Consider the following 17,011-nt stretch of genomic DNA (forward strand, 5'->3'; position numbering starts at 1 on the left):
TATAATATTAGTAGTATGATAAAAAATATCAAATGGTTGCTTTTGGTTTCTTTAACCTTTGTAGCTTGTAATAATGATGAAGTGGCGGTGAATCCAGATTCATCAGATGGTCAGCCGCTCACGGCTGGTTCGGCAAATTTTTCTAAATATGTAGCCTTGGGAGATTCCTTTGCTGCGGGTTATAGTGATGGTGCTTTGTTTAAAAAAGGTCAGGAGGGAGCCTATCCAAATGTTCTGGCTCAGGAATTTGCGTTAGTTGGAGGCGGGGCTTTTTCGACTCCATTTATGGCTGATAATATTGGGGGATTTTCAAGTGGAGGAATTCAGATTCCTCAGTTTGGACCAAGGTTGTATTTTAACGGAGTTGGACCGGTGCCTGTTTCGGGACCTTCAACAACAGAAGTAACAGCTCATTTGACGGGACCTTTTAACAATATGGGGTTGCCGGGTGCTAAGAGTTTTCATTTAGTGACACCTGGTTATGGCAGTTTGAATCCATATTTTGGACGCTTTGCTTCAAGTGCCACGACAACGGTTCTGGCTGATGCGGCAAGTCAAAGTGCTACATTTTTTTCTTTGTGGATTGGTGGCAATGATGTTTTGACTTATGCTACTTCTGGAGGTGTTGGGATTAATCAAACCGGAAATGCTAATCCAGCAACTTATGGGAATTATGACATTACAGATCCAAACGTTTTTGCAGGAGCTTTCTCTGCTTTGGTAACGGGTCTTACTGCTAATAATGCAAAGGGAGTCGTGGCTAATCTTCCTTATATAAATACTTTGCCTTATTTTACAACTGTTCCAACCAGTCCTTTGTCGCCTGCGGCTTTAGGAGGTGCGCTGGGAGTTGCGCAGGTTAATGGTTTGTATTCTCTTTTAAGAATGGCTTTAGGGGCGGCTGATGCTGATAGAATAAAATTGCTTTCGGCAACTTCGGCTAATCCGGTATTGATTAAAGATGAAAGTTTAGCGGATAAATCGGCTCAAATGATTCCTGTTCTAACGGGGTATTTTACGCAGCAGGGTGATCCTATGGCTGCTATAAATGCTACAGCATTTGCTTTAATATTTGGGCAAGCGAGGCAAGCGGCCCCAGGAGATTATGTGTTGCTTCCTACGAGTAGTGTTATAGGTACTACAGTTGCTGGCGCTCCATCGACAATTAATAAATTTGGAGTTAGTTATCCTTTGCAGGATGGACATGTTTTGACTGCAAATGAAACAATGCAAGTTAAAGTAGCTACAGATGCTTATAATGTAACTATTAAATCTGTTGCAGATAGCAAAGGCTTGGCTTTTGTGGATACTAAGGTTATTATGGAGAAATTGGTAAACGGAGGAATTGCTTCAAATGGTTATACGGTTACTAATGCTTTTGTGACCGGTGGTGCTTTTTCTCTAGACGGAGTGCATCCTAGTCCAAGAGGTTATGCTTTGATTGCCAATAAATTTATTGAAGCAATTAATATGACTTATGGGTCGAATTTAAAAGGAGTTGATATAAGTAATTATCGAATATTGTTTCCAAGGTCACTTTAATTTAAAGTTCTTGATGCAAAAAAAACGAAAAACCATTCGTCGCGAGTCGAATGGTTTTTGTTTTTTTTTACCGCTTTATCGGGTTCGGCTTGTGTTTTTGAGCAATACTTTAAATTTTCATTTATTTTATATAAAAATTATTGATTTTTTATTTTTAAAAATTATCTTTGCACTCTGAAAAAAGCGTCTAATCGATATGTTTCGATTGATTTCATTTCATAAACCTAAATAGCTATTTAATAAATACATAAGTAATGTCAAAAGTAATAGGAAAAGTTGCCCAGATCATTGGTCCAGTAGTTGATGTAGTTTTCAACGGTAAAGATGTTGAACTTCCAAAAATTTATGATTCATTAGAAATCACAAAAAAAGACGGTACTTTGTTAGTGCTTGAAGTACAATCTCACATTGGTGAAAACACAGTTCGTACCATTTCGATGGACTCAACAGATGGTTTGAGTAGAGGTTATGAAGTTGTTGGAACAGGAAATCCTATTCAAATGCCGATTGGAGCAGATGTTTACGGTCGTTTGTTCAACGTGGTTGGAGATGCTATTGACGGTTTGCCAGAATTGCCTAAAACAGGTGAGAATGGAATGTCAATTCACCGTCAAGCACCAAGATTTGAAGATTTGTCAACTTCATCAGAAGTTTTATTCACAGGTATTAAAGTAATCGATTTGATTGAGCCTTATGCAAAAGGAGGTAAAATTGGATTGTTTGGTGGTGCTGGTGTTGGTAAAACAGTATTGATTCAGGAGTTGATCAACAATATTGCAAAAGGTCACGGTGGACTTTCTGTATTCGCAGGAGTAGGAGAAAGAACGCGTGAAGGAAATGACTTACTTCGTGAGATGTTAGAGTCAGGAATTATAAAATACGGTGATGATTTCATGCACTCTATGGAAAATGGAGGATGGGATTTATCTAAAGTAGATTTACCAGGAATGAGAGAGTCAAAAGCTACTTTCGTTTTCGGACAAATGAATGAGCCACCAGGAGCTCGTGCTCGTGTAGCACTTTCTGGACTATCTATCGCTGAATATTTCCGTGATGGAGCAGGAACAGATCAAGGAAAAGACGTATTGTTTTTCGTTGATAACATCTTCCGTTTTACACAAGCAGGTTCTGAGGTTTCGGCTCTTTTAGGTCGTATGCCATCTGCGGTAGGATACCAACCAACATTAGCAACAGAAATGGGTGCGATGCAAGAGCGTATTACATCTACAAACAAAGGATCTATTACATCTGTACAAGCGGTTTACGTTCCTGCGGATGATTTAACTGACCCGGCGCCAGCAACAACGTTTGCTCACTTAGATGCTACTACTGTATTGTCTCGTAAAATTGCTGAGTTAGGTATTTATCCAGCGGTTGACCCGTTAGATTCTACTTCAAGAATTTTGACTCCACATATCTTAGGAAATGAGCATTATGACTGTGCGCAAAGAGTAAAAGAGATTCTTCAAAAATACAAACAATTGCAAGATATCATTGCGATCTTAGGTATGGAAGAATTATCTGAAGAAGACAAATTATCTGTTTCTAGAGCACGTCGTGTACAACGTTTCTTGTCTCAACCATTCCACGTTGCAGAGCAATTTACAGGATTGAAAGGTGTTTTAGTTGATATTAAAGATACTATCAAAGGATTTAACATGATTATTGATGGTGAATTAGATCACTTGCCAGAATCAGCTTTCAACCTTAAAGGAACTATCGAAGAAGCTATCGAAGCTGGAGAAAAAATGTTAGCAGAAGCTTAATATAATTATGAATTATGAGTTATAAATTAGGGGTTTCTACTCACTTAATAACTCATAACTTATAACTCATAACTAAAAGAAAATGATTTTAGAAATAGTATCACCGGAAGCATCTTTGTTCAAAGGAGAAATAACATCAGTATCTGTACCTGGAGTAGATGGAGCTTTTCAGATTTTGAATAATCACGCGCCTATAGTTTCATTACTTCAAAAAGGAATTGTGAGTATTACAGCTCCAAGTTTTAAGTTCAGTAAAGAAACAGCAGCATTGTTCTCGAAAGTAAATGATCAGAACTATACTTTAGCTATTTCTTCTGGAACTATTGAAATGAAGGATAATAAAGTGATTGTTTTAGCTGACTAAAACAATTTGAAAATTAATAAAAAAGCCAAACATTATTGTTTGGCTTTTTTTGTTTTCAGCTATACGTTTCAATCTTTTTTTAATTAAGAAGAATAAACGACAAAATTTCTGCCGATTTCTAGGTTAAAAATGTAGGAAGAGAGAAGTTATTCATCTTTCACGTACTCCATAATATCTCCGGGTTGACATTCAAGAATTTCACAAATCATTTCTAAAGTTGAAAACCGAATTGCCTTTGCTTTTCCCGTTTTCAAAATAGAAAGATTCGCCGTTGTAATACCAATTCGTTCCGCTAATTCGTTGGAACGCATTTTTCTTTTGGCAAGCATCACGTCTAGGTTTACAATGATTGGCATAGTTATATTGTTAGTTCGTTTTCTTCTTTCATATTCTTTGCAATCTTAAAAATTTCACTTATTACCATAAAAAACAATCCTAAACTAACAGAAATTAGAAATGAATCATAACTACCAAAATCTAATGAAAAATAATCTAAATGATGACTTTCAATGATTTTATATGTAAAAATTGAGAAACTGCTAATCACTGAAGAAGCCACAATTAATTTTCCAATTAAATTAAAAAGTCGAACAACTTCATTATTGAAAACTTCTCTTTTTTGAAATAAATCAACAACTTTTCTTAATAAATAAATGCTGTATAAAAAAAGTAGACTACTGATTACATTTATAAAAACAAATACTTTTGAAAAAATAGTTGGGTTAGTAATCTCTTGATCTTTAATTTTTATAGGATAATTCATATCTGATCGAAATAAATATAATGGTAAAAAAAGAATAAGTCCAATTACAGCGATAAGTGTAAAGAACCAGAAGACGTCCAATGCAGCTTTTAAAATGTTTAATTTTCTCATATTTATAGTTATATGTTGATTACAAATATATTAAAATTATTGTAAAACGATAATAAAACACTTAAAAACAATAATTATTTTTTTGATCGGAGAGAATCAGTTTTTACCCATATTGTCTTTGTTCCATTTATCAGCCTTATTTTTATAACTTTGCTCTTATGAAGTTTTCAAAAAATCTTTCCGCTAAACTCGATACCCGAAAGCAAAACCTTACTTTTCGTAATTTGCCATCTTCGGCTGATTTAATCGATTTTTCATCGAATGATTATCTTGGGTTTTCAAAATCAGAATCAATTTTTCAGAATGTACATCAATACTTAATTGCTGCTGATTGTATTCAAAATGGAGCCACAGGTTCTCGGTTGCTGTCGGGAAATCATAAGGTATACCCAGAAGCAGAATCTTATATTGCTCAATTTCATCAGTGTGAGTCTGCATTGATTTTTAATTCGGGATATGATGCCAATGTTGGTTTTTTTAGTTCAGTGCCTCAAAAAGGAGATCTGGTTTTGTATGATGAGCTTTGTCATGCTTCCATTCGGGACGGAATTCAATTATCAAATGCTAAAGCTTATAAATTCAATCATAATGATTTTGAAGATTTAGAGAAATTGATTTTGCGTTGTCGAGACTTGCAGAATAAAGGGGTGGTGGTAAATGAAATTTATGTCGTTACAGAGTCTGTTTTTTCAATGGATGGCGATACGCCTAATCTTTTGGAATTAGTGCGGCTTTCGGGCGAATATGATGCTAATTTAGTCATTGATGAGGCGCATGCTCTTGGTGTATTTGGAGATTCTGAAACTTTGGCAGGACAAGGTTTGGTTCAAGAGCTTGGTCTGCAAGATAAAGTTTTTGCTCGTATTATGACTTTCGGCAAAGGATTGGGTTGTCACGGTGCTGCAATTTTAGGGAGCCAAGATTTAAAAGACTATTTGGTTAATTTTGCCAGAAGTTTTATCTATACTACAGGACTTTCGCCACATGCTGTTGCTACAATTTTGGTAGCTTATCAGCATTTGAATAAAGATAAAAAGAATATTCAGGCACTTCGTGAGAATATCATTCACTTCAATCAGCAGAAAAATTTATTGGGATTAAAACCGCTTTTTGTTCGAAGTAAATCTTCTATTCAATCGGCTATTATTCCAGGAAATGAAAGTGTAAAATCCATAGCCAAGCAAATTCAAAAACAGGGTTTTGATGTCAAAGCCATTTTGTCTCCAACTGTTCCCGAAGGACAGGAACGCCTACGTTTTTGTTTGCATAGCTTTAATTCTAAAGAAGAAATTTCGGCTGTAATGGCTTGTCTTTACTCACTTCTATAAGATTTATTTTGTTTTTTTGTAACGTTTTTGTTTTTTGATTACTTACGAGTTGTAATCAAAAAAATATAACCATTATGAAAACAACAAAAAAATTTAGCGAAAGAAATTATTTTGGTCCAATCATGATTCTTTTCAGTTCAATTGGATTAGGATATTCCTTAGTAAACCAATTTGTGTATGATAAGCCAAAATCTGAAATCTTACTTATGATGTCTTGTTTCTTTTTGGCAGGAGTTTTTTCAATCCTAAGAACAAAATACAGTAAATAATCAAGCGAGTTTCAATCATCAAAATAATCATCAACTAATAAATCAATCAAAAATGAAAAATGTATTCAAATCAGCAATTGTACTTATTGTGTCAGCATTCGGACTTACAACTAATGCGCAAACACAACCAACCGAAAACTCATTGTTGTGGGAAGTTTCCGGTAATGACCTTACAAAACCTTCTTATTTGTATGGAACAATGCACATGATGTGTGAAAAGGATTTTTTGATTAAAGATAAAGTGAAATCTGCTTTTGAAAAATCGGGAGTATTGGCTTTAGAAATCGATTTTGATGAGCCGTCAGAACTGCAATTCATGCAAGATATGGCAACTTCTAGTGAGTCTTTGAGTAAAGTTTTGAGCAAAGAAGAATATCATAAATTAGACGAGTTTTTAAAAGGAAGAATGGGTCTTACTGCCAGTCAATTTGAAAATTCTAATTTAATAACCATAATGAGTATTGTTATGATGAAAGCATTAAATTGTCCTCCAAAAATGTTTGAATTTGAGTTTATGGGAATGGCAGCAAAAAGAAAAATTGAAATTATTGGTCTGGAAAAAGCACAAGAACAGATTTCTTGTTTTGAAAACTCATATTCTAACAAAGAGTTTATAGATCAATTGGAGTTTTATGATACTAATTTTTTTGATGAAATGTCAAAAATTTATAATTCGGAAAAGTTAGATGAATTGTATGCTATTGCTGTTGATGAGAAATTTATGGACAAGGAAGCAAAAAGACTAATGTTAGATAATAGAAATAAAAATTGGGTTGTAAAAATGCCTGAGCTAATGAAAAAAGAAAGTGTGTTTTTTGCTGTGGGAGCAGCACATTTAAGCGGAACTTATGGGGTGATTAATTTATTGAAAGAGAAAGGATATAAAGTAAAACCAATACTGAATTAGGATTTTGAAAGTAAATGAACAAGAGTTTTTAACCCGCATAGATCGGCATAAAGGAATGCTTCATAAGGTTTCTAAAATGTACATGGACAACTTTGATGATCAGCAAGATTTGTTTCAGGAAATTGTTTGTCAGCTTTGGAAAGCCTACGGAAGTTTTAGAGGAGAAAGTCAGTTTTCAACTTGGATGTATCGCGTCGCTATTAATACTGCAATTGTGTTCTTGAAGAAAGAAAAACGGAAAGTGGATAAGTATCAGATTGCTTCGGAGAATATTCGGTATGACGATGGGGATTCTGCTGTAAAAGAAAGTCAAATTGAGCATTTTTATCGGGCAGTTCAAAAATTGGGTAAAATTGATAAGGCTATTGTTTTCTATCAACTCGAAGGATTTTCACATAAGGAAATTGGAGAAAATCTAGGAATTACTGAAGGGAATGCTAGGGTAAAATTGAACAGGGCAAAAGAAAAATTAAAAGAAATTATAAAAAATCAAGGTTATGGACTTTAAAGATATACAATCAGCTTGGGATAACGAGAATACGGATAAGGTGGTTTTGCCATCTAATCTAGAGAAAATACAAACGGCAAATACGCCATTGGAAAAAATTAGAAAGAATCTGAAAAATGAACTTGTTTATCAAGTTTTATCAGTTTTTATAATTGGGTTTTGCCCTTTTTTAAATGATTTTCCTCAGCAAATGATAGTTCCTTTTTACTTGTTGTTTTCCATTTTTGTGGCTGTGTGTATTTATTATTTGGTAAAATTGTATTTGTTCTACAAGAGACTAAATAATACAGCATTAAAAACTAAAGATAATTTGTACGAAACCTATTTTGATATACGTCTGAATATGGAGTTGTATAAGACTTTTGGCTTTGCCTTAACGCCTTTCATGGTTTTGTTTCTGGTTGGTTTTCTAAATTATAAACTATCAGAGAAATCTGAAATTGTTATCAGTAATTTAGATAATTCATATTTGGGCGCATTGTTTGTAATTGTTGCAGTCTCAATCTTGTTTATGGGATTGGCTTTAGAATGGTGGGTACATCATTTTTATGGTAAATACGCCAGAGAAATAAAAAAAGTAATCGACGAGTTAAAAGAATAATAATTTAAACCCATCTTAACGATGGGTTTTTTACTTTTGCATAAAATATAACAAATGAAACTATTCATTACAGGAATTGGAACAGATGTTGGTAAAACGATTGCTTCTGCAATCATAACGGAAGCCTTGGAAGCTGATTATTGGAAGCCTATTCAAGCTGGAGATCTTGAAGATTCGGACACTCATAAGATCAAACGTTATGTGTCTAATGAAAAAACTAAATTTTTCGACAATAGTTATTCCTTAAATACGCCGGCGAGTCCGCATCTTGCGGCTGAATTGGATCATATTGTGATTGACTTGAAAAAAATTACAGAACCAATTACTCAAAATCATCTTGTAATAGAAGGTGCCGGAGGTGTTTTTGTGCCGCTTAATGATTCCGATTGTGTGATTGATTTGATACAAGCTGATCATAAAGTGATTGTCGTTTCACGTCATTATTTGGGAAGTATCAACCATACGTTACTCACCATAGAAGCCTTGCAAAACAGAAAAATTAATATTGCCGGAATTGTATTTAATGGAGAGGAAAACAAATCTTCAGAAGCTATAATCCTGAATAAAACTGGTGTAAAATATATAGGCCGAATTGATCAAGAACCTTATTTCGATAAAAATGTAATTCGGGAATATGCTGAAAAATTCCAAGAAACACTTTTGAATTTATAAATTAAGAAGAGAGAAATCAGAATGAAGAGGTTTTAATAATTGGTTAATCTTTTCTTTTTTCTTGTACTTCTTTTATCCAAAAAAAATGAACTTAACAGAAAGAGACAGCCAATATCTTTGGCACCCTTATACACAACATAAAACGGCCTCACTTCCTATTGCTATTAAAAAAGGGGAAGGCGCTTTGCTTTGGGACGATAATGATAAAGAATATATCGATGCCATTGCTTCATGGTGGGTAAATCCGTTCGGGCACAGTAATAAATTTATTGCCGATGCGATTTATAAACAGCTTACCACATTAGAGCACGTTCTTTTTGGTGGATTCACCCATGAGCCGGCAGTAGTTTTGTCTGAAAAGCTTATCGAAATTCTGCCAAAAAATCAGAAAAAAATATTTTTTTCAGATAATGGTTCAACTGCTGTGGAGGTTGCAATAAAAGTGGCTTTGCAGTATTTTTTTAACAAAGGAGAAACAAGAACTACTATAATTGCTTTTGAGAATGCCTTTCATGGCGATACTTTTGCGGCAATGGCGGCAAGCGGAATTTCCTTTTATACTCAGGCATTTCAAGGAATGTTTATTGATGTGGTGCGAGTTCCTGTCCCGGTGCAAGGAAAGGAACAAGAAAGTTTTGATGCTTTGAAAAAGGTTATCAAAAACAACAATTGTGCAGGTTTTATATTTGAACCTTTGGTTCAGGGAGCAGCCGGAATGGTGATGTATGAACCAAACGCTTTGGATGAATTAATAAAAATTTGTCAGGATAATAATGTGCTAACAATTGCCGATGAAGTGATGACGGGTTTTGGAAAAACAGGAAAAACCTTTGCGATAGATTATATAAAGCAAAAGCCGGATATGATGTGCTTGTCTAAGGCGCTGACAGGAGGTACAATTCCGATGGCGATTACCACTTTTACCCAAGAAATATTCGAAGCTTTTTATGATGATGATATCAATAAAGCCTTGTTTCATGGACATACGTTTACAGCAAATCCAACAGGCTGTGCGGCGGCTTTGGCTAGTTTAGAATTGTTGCATACTAACGAAATGCAAAATGATATTGCCAGGGTAAATCAGTGTCATTTAAATTTTCAAGAAAAGATAAAATCACATCCAAAAGTGGAGACAACTCGCGTTTTAGGTGTCATTTTCGCATTGGAAATAAAAAAGCAAAACGACGAGAGTTATTATGGAACCATGCGTACAAAATTGTACGATTTTTTCATTGAAAACGGAATAATTATGCGACCAGTGGGTAACATAGTTTATATTTTGCCTCCTTATATTATTACAAATGAACAATTGCAAAAAGTTTATCAAGTTATTGAGCAGGCTATAGAAATGGTCTAGAACTCATTTTTATAAGTTCTTTAGTAACTATAATTTTTTCAAACCCTTGTGAACTTTGCAAAAATCTTTGCAACCTTTGCTATTAAATAAATAAACACTTTGTCTCAAATTATCTCCATAACTGCAATCGCTTCTATTTCTCCTTTAGGAAACAAACCAAGTGTTATTTGGCAGAATTACTTAAAGGATAAACACTTTTTTGATAAGCAGGTTTTAGATCATAAAGAAACGCTAGTTGCAATGCTCGACGTTGATTCTAAGGAACTTGTTGGTAAAATGCGCGATTCAGACATTAAATACAAATCATTGGATAAATCGGTTTTGTATGCCATGGCAGTTTCAAAAAAAGCGGTGCAAAGTGCTGGTTGGAATCAAAAGGATGTTTTTGGAATCAATATAGGTTCATCAAGAGGTGCCACTGATTTGTTCGAGAAACATTATCAAGAATATTTAGAAACGGGCAAAGCGCAAACATTGGCTTCGCCTACAACAACCTTGGGTAATATTTCTTCTTGGGTTGCTCATGATTTGCAAAGTAATGGACCGGAAATTTCTCATTCTATCACTTGTTCGACGGCTTTACATGCTCTTTTGAACGGTGTTGCTTGGTTGCGCGCCGGAATGGTTGATAAGTTTCTGGTGGGCGGAAGTGAAGCTCCTTTGACTGATTTTACGATAGCTCAAATGCGAGCATTGAAGATTTATTCTAATAGCGAAGAGGAGTATCCAAATCGGGCTTTGGATTTAGAAAAAAAGCAAAATACCATGATCTTAGGTGAAGGCGCAGCCGTTTGTTGTCTCGAAAGTGGGAAAAAAGAGAATGCATTGGCTTTTATTGAAGGAGTTGGTTATGCAACAGAAATTTTGGAGCATAATATTTCTATTTCTGCTGAGGCAACTTGTTTTCAGAAATCTATGAAAATGGCTTTAGAAAACACTAATCCTTCTGAAGTTGATGCGATTGTCATGCATGCTCCGGGAACCATAAAAGGCGATTTAACGGAGTATAGGGCAATCGAGAAGGTTTTTGGCTCAAGGCTGCCTTTACTGACGACTAATAAGTGGAAAATAGGGCACACCTTTGGCGCATCGGGGATATTGAGTGTTGAGTTGGCTATTATGATGATGCAACACAATACTTTTGTTGGTGTTCCTTTTGCGAAAGCTCAAAATCAAACAAAAGTTATTAAAAAAGTATTAGTGAATGCAGTTGGTTTTGGCGGGAATGCAGTCAGTGTTTTATTGTCATTGTAAAATGGTTTACATCTGTTCTAATTCTTTCATTTTCTCGTAAACCAGATTGCTTTCAAATCCGCGTCTTAACAGATAGTCGCAAAATTTCTTCCGTTTTTTTTGAACGTTGGCTTCTCGTATTGATTCCCAATGTTTTTCCGCCAGAGTATTAAATGTTGTGGAATATTCCTCGGCGCTAATCTCCTTTAGGGCAATGTTAATCAGCGTTTGATTGATTCCTCTTTGCTTTAATTCATTTACAATTCTAATTTTTCCCCAATGTTTGATGCGATGTTTGCCTCTGGCAAAGCTACAAGCAAAACGTTCCTCGTTTAGAAAATTGTCATTAATAAGATGTGCAATAATAGTATTAATCTCTTCTGAATCCATTTTCATACTTCTTAATTTCTGCTCTACTTCTTCATGACACCGCTCTTGGTAGGCACAATAATGCTCTATTTTGTGAATAGCTTCCTTAATGGAGAAGATGTCTTTCATTTTTGTGGTTTAAAGATTAACAATCGGTAAAAATAGTTGTTTCTAAGCAAAAATTCTTTAAGATGTAGGGTTTTAGATTTCTCATGGTTTTATTTGATGTAAAGCATTATAAGTAAATAAGTTATGTATTTGTTTTTAAGTGCGATACGACAGGTATAATGGTGTTTTAACGGTTTATTTGTGTTGGTATCTCATGAATTTTTAATTTAGACTGTATTTTTTGTTAATTTTTTAACAATGGTGCAAAATGCATTTCTTTTATATCGCTAAGTCCTAATTTTTATGGAAAAACAATTACATCAGCAAAAAAAAATATTCATTGTATTGTTGATTTTAAATTTATTATTTACAAGTGTTATATCTGCGCAATGTGCTATTTCTACGACCACATATTCTAGTAGTCTAAGTTGTGGAAGTGGTTCATTGAGTTCATGTGGAGGGATTGTAAATATTGGGAATGGAACAAATCCTATTTCTTTGATAATGGACAGTGATTTAGATTTGACTACTTGTGGTGTTGTTCAGTTAATAGTAAATAATGCAACTCTTGATTTTTCAACTGCAAATAAGAGATTATATCTATCTGAAGGTTCTTCAATTGTATTTGTTAATGGAGGAACTTTAAACCCAGCTGGAGGAAATGGTGGCGGGTGCACTGGGAATGATAGAGTGTATATAGGAGGTACATTATTAGCCACTTGTCAAGGTGGTGCGGGTTTATTGGGATTCGATGATTTAGTATCTCTAGGAGGAACAGGTAAAGCTACGTCAAATTCTCCGGTTTGTTCGGGGAATTCTATCAATCTATCTGCAACCCCGCCTCCGAATGGGAGTTTTATTTATTCATGGTCCGGTCCAGGACTTGCTGCTACGCCTTATAGTACTAGTTCAAATTATTCTTTTATAGCTACAACAACTCCTATTACAAGCAGCGTTTATACTGTGTCAATGAAAAGAACTTCTGATAGTAAAATTATTACTGCAAATACAACTGTTTTGGTCAGTCAATCTCCAGTAATTATTACGCAACCTTCTAATCAATTAGACTGTGAGGGTAGCTCTGTTAGGTTTAAGGTGGTTGCATCTGGTTCCGGATTGACCTATACTTGGCAGCGTAAAAAACCAACGGATGGTAGTTTTATAACTATTCCAGTCAGTGAGACTAATACAACTTATCCGTCTACAGGCGAAATTAGAGTTGACAATGTAGGTAGTGCCCAATATCCAGATGGAGCACAATTTCAGGTTGTTGTTTCTAATGGGATTTGTACTGTCACCTCAAGTATCGCAACCCTTTCAGTAAACGAAATAATTAATGTAAGCTCACCGCCATTAACGCCCTCTCAATCGGTATTAGATGTAACACTTTGTTATGGAGCTAATTATTCTTATGCAGTTACGACATCTTATCCTTCAAACGTTGTTTCATACAAATGGAAGAGGTCAGTTGTTTCTGGGACATGGACTGATGTTATTGATGGAGGTCATTTTTCGGGTGCTACAACTGCTACTTTGAATATAATTGGTGGGACTCCTGGTGAGTCAGCTGAATACCGTGTTTATATTACATTTAAGGCATCGGGTGCTGATTGTAATACGAGCAGTGACTCTCGAACTAGGGCAATTACTTTTCTTCCACAGTTGACAACTCCGATAACGACAATTGTGCAGCCTAATTGTACAACAGCAACGGGGTCGATAACCGTAACGGTTCAAAGTCCGACGGACTTCTATAGTTTTGATAATGGGAATAGTTTTCAAGCTAGTAATGTCAAATCAGGTTTGGTTGTCGGAACGTATAAGATAATCATTAAAAACATTGCGGGTTGTTTCTCTAGTGTAAGTACTGCTGTAATTAATCCGCAGCCTTTGATCCCTTCAGCACCAATAATTGTAACTATAACTCAGCCGAATTGTACTTTAGATACAGGAAGTGTTGTGTTAAATGGTTTGCCTTCATCAGGAATATGGACATTAATATGTTCGGGAACACTTAGTGCTACTACTACAGGAACAGGGACAAGTACTGCGATAACAGGCTTGACTGATGGAGGAGTTTATACTTTTACGGTTTCAAATGGAACATGTACTTCAGTAGCATCAGCTAGTGTAAATATTGACGCTATTTCAACTATGACTAGTACATGGAATGGTTCTGCTTGGATAAATGGTATTCCTGATAATTCTAAAAGAATAGTCTTTTCGGGAGATTATTCTTCTACTTCTGATGTAGCAGGATGTTCTTGTAAGGTTGTTGCAGGTGCTAATGTGGTTATAAATTCAGCTCATACTTTAACAGTAACTAATGATATAAAAGTGCTAGGTACTTTAACATTCGAAAACAATTCCAGTTTAGTTCAAATTAACGATGCAGCAATAAATTCAGGTTCTATTGTATATAAGCGAAATACGGCTCCTGTAAAAAGATACGATTTTACTTATTGGTCTTCTCCGGTTGCGGGGCAAACATTGTATAATTTATCTCCGAACACATTATTTGATAAATATTACAGTTTTGATCCCGATAAAGGCTGGGTGATCCATTATAATGGAAATGTAACAATGAATCCTGGACAAGGGTATATTATTAGAGCGCCACAGTATTTTAGTATTACTGTAGCCAGCGTAGATGCTAATCCTAAGTTTATAGGAGTGCCAAATAACGGTATTAAAGCTGTTTCTGTATCCGCTGATAAGTCCTATCTGATTGGGAATCCGTATCCCTCAGCTGTTGACGCGGATCAGTTTTTGATCTATAATTCAGCTGCTTTAGAAGGGACTCTTTATTTCTGGACGCATAACTCGCCTCCTAGCAATGCCGTGGTTGGTAATGCGATATATAATTATACTGATAATGATTATGCTTCCTATAATCTTACTGGAGGGACTAGAACCAGTATTTCTGCCACGAAGGATTCAGATCCAAATGATCCCAATGACAATAATAATTTAAATTTGCCAACAGGGAAAATTGCGGCAGGACAGTCTTTCTTTGCGACCAGTAGTGCCTCGGGTGGGATGGTTACATTCAATAATAGCATGCGTATTTCAGGAGGTTCATCTGGTATTAATAATGCGCAGTTTTTTAGGTTTAATACAACTTCAAAATCAAACGATACCAATGCAATTGAGAAAAACCGAATTTGGCTCAACTTGTCTAATCAGCAAGGAGTTTTTAAGCAGACTTTGATAGGTTATGTTACTGGAGCTACTAATGGCTACGAAGGTTTTTTTGATGGTATAAGTTACGATGGAAATCAGTTCGTGGATTTTTACAGTATAAATGAGAATGTGAATTTAGCGATTCAAGGCCGTGCTTTGCCGTTTCGGGAGAATGACACAATATCATTAGGATATAAGACTGTTTTAAATGGCAATTTTCAGATAAGTATTGATCAAACAGACGGAAAATTAGTATCGCAAAATGTGTTTTTAGAAGATAAGTTGATGCATGTTGTTCATGATCTAAAAAAGAGTTCCTATGATTTTGTAAGTGAAAAAGGAACTTTTAATAATAGGTTTGTACTGCGTTACAGTGATAAACCTTCGTTGATACTTGATCCGGGAATTGATGAAAAAGTATTTGTTTCAGTTGTGAATAAGGAATTAAAGATCAGTTCATTTGATGGGTTGATAAAAGAGGTTGCAATTTATGATATTGCTGGTAGTAGGGTTTTTTATAAAGTGGATGTGAATAGTGAAAACTTGGTTGCTTCTAACTTGGTTTCAGGACTTCAAGTATTGATTGTAAATGTTGTTTTGCAAAACGGGTTAGCTTTTAGTAAGAAAATAATTTATTAGACCCTTTAAATAATATTTTTTTTATCGTAGAATGTTTGCTGTATAGAATAACAGTTTAGATGCGAAATAGTTAAAAAAAAACCCAGCTTGTTATAAGCTGGGTTTTTTTATTTTATTTCAGGATTTACTTTCCTTTAGCGGATGCTTCAAGATTTCTTTCAATGGTGTGCCCAGGGCGTGACCATTTTGGTTTTTCACCTAAAGATTGAAATTCAGAGTCTTTTGCTTCAACCGTTTTTGGTTGAACCACTTTGGTAAAAGGTTTTTGAGGATTCAAACCTAGCATTTCAAACATTTTCATGTCTTCGTTTACATCTGGGTTTGGAGTGGTTAGAAGTTTATCACCTGCAAAAATTGAGTTGGCACCAGCAAAGAAACACATAGCTTGTCCTTCACGGCTCATATTCATTCTACCTGCTGATAAACGTACTTGAGTCTCAGGCATGATGATTCTGGTGGTAGCTACCATGCGTATCATTTCCCAAATTTCGACTGGTTTTTCTTCTTCCATGGGAGTTCCTTCAACAGCAACCAATGCATTAATTGGCACCGATTCCGGTTGAGGATTTAATGTAGAAAGAGCCACAAGCATTCCGGCTCTGTCATCAATGCTTTCTCCCATTCCAATTATTCCGCCGCTACAAACAGTAACGTTTGTTTTGCGTACATTTTCTATAGTTTGCAAACGATCTTCAAAACCGCGAGTAGAAATTACTTCTTTATAATATTCTTCAGAAGTGTCTAAGTTATGATTATAGGCATATAAACCTGCTTCTGCCAAACGTTGTGCTTGATTCTCAGTAATCATTCCTAGGGTGCAGCACACTTCCATGTCCATCTTATTGATGGTACGAACCATTTCTAAGACTTGGTCAAATTCAGGTCCGTCTTTTACGTTTCTCCAAGCGGCACCCATACATACACGTGATGAGCCTGTTGATTTAGCTCGTAAAGCTTGTGCTTTTACTTGACTAACTGACATCAAATCATTGCCTTCAACACCAGTATGGTAACGAGCAGCTTGCGGGCAATACCCACAATCTTCGGAGCATCCACCGGTTTTAATAGATAATAAGGTTGAAACTTGAACCACGTTTGGATCATGGTGTTCTCTATGGATTGAAGCTGCTTCGTAAAGCAAATCCATCATAGGTTTATTGTATATCGCGATAATTTCTTCTTTGGTCCAATTATGTTTTGTGATACTCATTGTATGCTATTTTTTAATGCACCAAAAGTAGTTAAATTGTTCTAATGAACAATGTAATGCGCCTTAAAAACGATTTGGATT

General features: G+C 35.4%; 16 protein-coding genes. 12 read left to right on the forward strand and 4 right to left on the reverse strand.

What is annotated here, in order from left to right; translation table 11 throughout:
* The first annotated feature begins 15 nt into the window (after window positions 1-15).
* The 3 genes from ACMDB5_RS04695 (at window position 16) to ACMDB5_RS04705 (ending at window position 3,672) form a co-directional block, all read left to right on the forward strand.
* On the forward strand, window positions 16-1,542 hold the full coding sequence (locus ACMDB5_RS04695; RefSeq protein ID WP_413999861.1) for a G-D-S-L family lipolytic protein: 1,527 nt from the start codon (window positions 16-18) through the stop codon (window positions 1,540-1,542).
* 254 nt (window positions 1,543-1,796) lie between these two features.
* A complete protein-coding gene (atpD, locus tag ACMDB5_RS04700; protein WP_413999862.1) occupies window positions 1,797-3,308 on the forward strand; it encodes a F0F1 ATP synthase subunit beta in 1,512 nt (503 codons plus the stop codon).
* Between the two features lie 82 nt (window positions 3,309-3,390).
* Window positions 3,391-3,672 carry a F0F1 ATP synthase subunit epsilon gene (locus ACMDB5_RS04705; protein ID WP_413999863.1) on the forward strand — a complete coding sequence of 94 codons (282 nt, stop codon included), beginning with the start codon at window positions 3,391-3,393 and terminating at the stop codon, window positions 3,670-3,672.
* Window positions 3,673-3,818: 146 nt separating this feature from the next.
* Here the strand turns inward: ACMDB5_RS04705 and ACMDB5_RS04710 are convergent, their stop codons facing one another.
* The gene (locus tag ACMDB5_RS04710) at window positions 3,819-4,028 is read right to left on the reverse strand and encodes a helix-turn-helix domain-containing protein (RefSeq protein WP_413999864.1); all 210 of its coding nucleotides are present in this window, start codon (window positions 4,026-4,028) and stop codon (window positions 3,819-3,821) included.
* A gap of 2 nt (window positions 4,029-4,030) precedes the next feature.
* Window positions 4,031-4,546 (reverse strand): DUF2975 domain-containing protein, encoded by a 516-nt coding sequence (locus tag ACMDB5_RS04715; protein ID WP_413999865.1) that lies wholly within the window; start codon window positions 4,544-4,546, stop codon window positions 4,031-4,033.
* Window positions 4,547-4,704: 158 nt separating this feature from the next.
* On the opposite strand from ACMDB5_RS04715, the gene ACMDB5_RS04720 reads away from it, so the two are divergent.
* From ACMDB5_RS04720 to ACMDB5_RS04755, 8 genes are all read left to right on the forward strand, one after another.
* Window positions 4,705-5,874: an aminotransferase class I/II-fold pyridoxal phosphate-dependent enzyme gene (locus ACMDB5_RS04720; protein ID WP_413999866.1), complete on the forward strand. Its 1,170-nt coding sequence runs from the start codon at window positions 4,705-4,707 to the stop codon at window positions 5,872-5,874.
* A 74-nt stretch (window positions 5,875-5,948) separates the two neighbouring features.
* A complete protein-coding gene (locus ACMDB5_RS04725) occupies window positions 5,949-6,143 on the forward strand; it encodes a hypothetical protein (RefSeq protein WP_413999867.1) in 195 nt (64 codons plus the stop codon).
* A gap of 52 nt (window positions 6,144-6,195) precedes the next feature.
* Window positions 6,196-7,050, forward strand: coding sequence for a TraB/GumN family protein (locus tag ACMDB5_RS04730; RefSeq protein ID WP_413999868.1), 855 nt, complete (start codon window positions 6,196-6,198; stop codon window positions 7,048-7,050).
* Window positions 7,051-7,105: 55 nt separating this feature from the next.
* Window positions 7,106-7,558, forward strand: coding sequence for an RNA polymerase sigma factor (locus ACMDB5_RS04735; protein ID WP_413999869.1), 453 nt, complete (start codon window positions 7,106-7,108; stop codon window positions 7,556-7,558).
* On the forward strand, window positions 7,548-8,159 hold the full coding sequence (locus ACMDB5_RS04740; RefSeq protein ID WP_413999870.1) for a hypothetical protein: 612 nt from the start codon (window positions 7,548-7,550) through the stop codon (window positions 8,157-8,159). Before ACMDB5_RS04735 ends, ACMDB5_RS04740 begins: the two co-directional genes overlap by 11 nt.
* 54 nt (window positions 8,160-8,213) lie before the next feature.
* Window positions 8,214-8,831, forward strand: a complete 618-nt coding sequence (bioD, locus tag ACMDB5_RS04745; protein ID WP_413999871.1) for a dethiobiotin synthase — start codon at window positions 8,214-8,216, stop codon at window positions 8,829-8,831.
* Between the two features lie 85 nt (window positions 8,832-8,916).
* Window positions 8,917-10,188, forward strand: a complete 1,272-nt coding sequence (bioA, locus tag ACMDB5_RS04750) for an adenosylmethionine--8-amino-7-oxononanoate transaminase (protein WP_413999872.1) — start codon at window positions 8,917-8,919, stop codon at window positions 10,186-10,188.
* Window positions 10,189-10,287: 99 nt separating this feature from the next.
* Complete coding sequence (locus ACMDB5_RS04755; RefSeq protein ID WP_413999873.1) at window positions 10,288-11,442, forward strand: beta-ketoacyl synthase N-terminal-like domain-containing protein; 1,155 nt, start codon at window positions 10,288-10,290, stop codon at window positions 11,440-11,442.
* A 6-nt stretch (window positions 11,443-11,448) separates the two neighbouring features.
* Here the strand turns inward: ACMDB5_RS04755 and ACMDB5_RS04760 are convergent, their stop codons facing one another.
* A complete protein-coding gene (locus tag ACMDB5_RS04760; RefSeq protein WP_413999874.1) occupies window positions 11,449-11,919 on the reverse strand; it encodes a regulatory protein RecX in 471 nt (156 codons plus the stop codon).
* A gap of 282 nt (window positions 11,920-12,201) precedes the next feature.
* Here ACMDB5_RS04760 and ACMDB5_RS04765 point away from each other — a divergent pair, with 282 nt between their 5' ends.
* Entirely contained in the window at window positions 12,202-15,720 is a 3,519-nt protein-coding gene (locus ACMDB5_RS04765; protein ID WP_413999875.1) for a T9SS sorting signal type C domain-containing protein, read from the forward strand.
* Between the two features lie 124 nt (window positions 15,721-15,844).
* On the opposite strand, the gene bioB is transcribed toward ACMDB5_RS04765, so the two are convergent.
* The gene (gene bioB / locus ACMDB5_RS04770; RefSeq protein WP_413999876.1) at window positions 15,845-16,930 is read right to left on the reverse strand and encodes a biotin synthase BioB; all 1,086 of its coding nucleotides are present in this window, start codon (window positions 16,928-16,930) and stop codon (window positions 15,845-15,847) included.
* Window positions 16,931-17,011: the final 81 nt, after the last annotated feature.

Source organism: Flavobacterium sp. W1B, from assembly GCF_047344965.1.
Lineage (GTDB): Bacteria > Bacteroidota > Bacteroidia > Flavobacteriales > Flavobacteriaceae > Flavobacterium.

Bases quoted from the DNA above. Each gene is read 5' to 3' on its own strand.
- ACMDB5_RS04695 (WP_413999861.1), top strand. From the start codon at position 16: ATGATAAAAAATATCAAATGGTTGCTTTTGGTTTCTTTAACCTTTGTA.
- atpD (WP_413999862.1), top strand. From the start codon at position 1,797: ATGTCAAAAGTAATAGGAAAAGTTGCCCAGATCATTGGTCCAGTAGTT.
- ACMDB5_RS04705 (WP_413999863.1), top strand. From the start codon at position 3,391: ATGATTTTAGAAATAGTATCACCGGAAGCATCTTTGTTCAAAGGAGAA.
- ACMDB5_RS04710 (WP_413999864.1), bottom strand. From the start codon at position 4,028: ATGCCAATCATTGTAAACCTAGACGTGATGCTTGCCAAAAGAAAAATG.
- ACMDB5_RS04715 (WP_413999865.1), bottom strand. From the start codon at position 4,546: ATGAGAAAATTAAACATTTTAAAAGCTGCATTGGACGTCTTCTGGTTC.
- ACMDB5_RS04720 (WP_413999866.1), top strand. From the start codon at position 4,705: ATGAAGTTTTCAAAAAATCTTTCCGCTAAACTCGATACCCGAAAGCAA.
- ACMDB5_RS04725 (WP_413999867.1), top strand. From the start codon at position 5,949: ATGAAAACAACAAAAAAATTTAGCGAAAGAAATTATTTTGGTCCAATC.
- ACMDB5_RS04730 (WP_413999868.1), top strand. From the start codon at position 6,196: ATGAAAAATGTATTCAAATCAGCAATTGTACTTATTGTGTCAGCATTC.
- ACMDB5_RS04735 (WP_413999869.1), top strand. From the start codon at position 7,106: ATGCTTCATAAGGTTTCTAAAATGTACATGGACAACTTTGATGATCAG.
- ACMDB5_RS04740 (WP_413999870.1), top strand. From the start codon at position 7,548: ATGGACTTTAAAGATATACAATCAGCTTGGGATAACGAGAATACGGAT.
- bioD (WP_413999871.1), top strand. From the start codon at position 8,214: ATGAAACTATTCATTACAGGAATTGGAACAGATGTTGGTAAAACGATT.
- bioA (WP_413999872.1), top strand. From the start codon at position 8,917: ATGAACTTAACAGAAAGAGACAGCCAATATCTTTGGCACCCTTATACA.
- ACMDB5_RS04760 (WP_413999874.1), bottom strand. From the start codon at position 11,919: ATGAAAGACATCTTCTCCATTAAGGAAGCTATTCACAAAATAGAGCAT.
- ACMDB5_RS04765 (WP_413999875.1), top strand. From the start codon at position 12,202: ATGGAAAAACAATTACATCAGCAAAAAAAAATATTCATTGTATTGTTG.
- bioB (WP_413999876.1), bottom strand. From the start codon at position 16,930: ATGAGTATCACAAAACATAATTGGACCAAAGAAGAAATTATCGCGATA.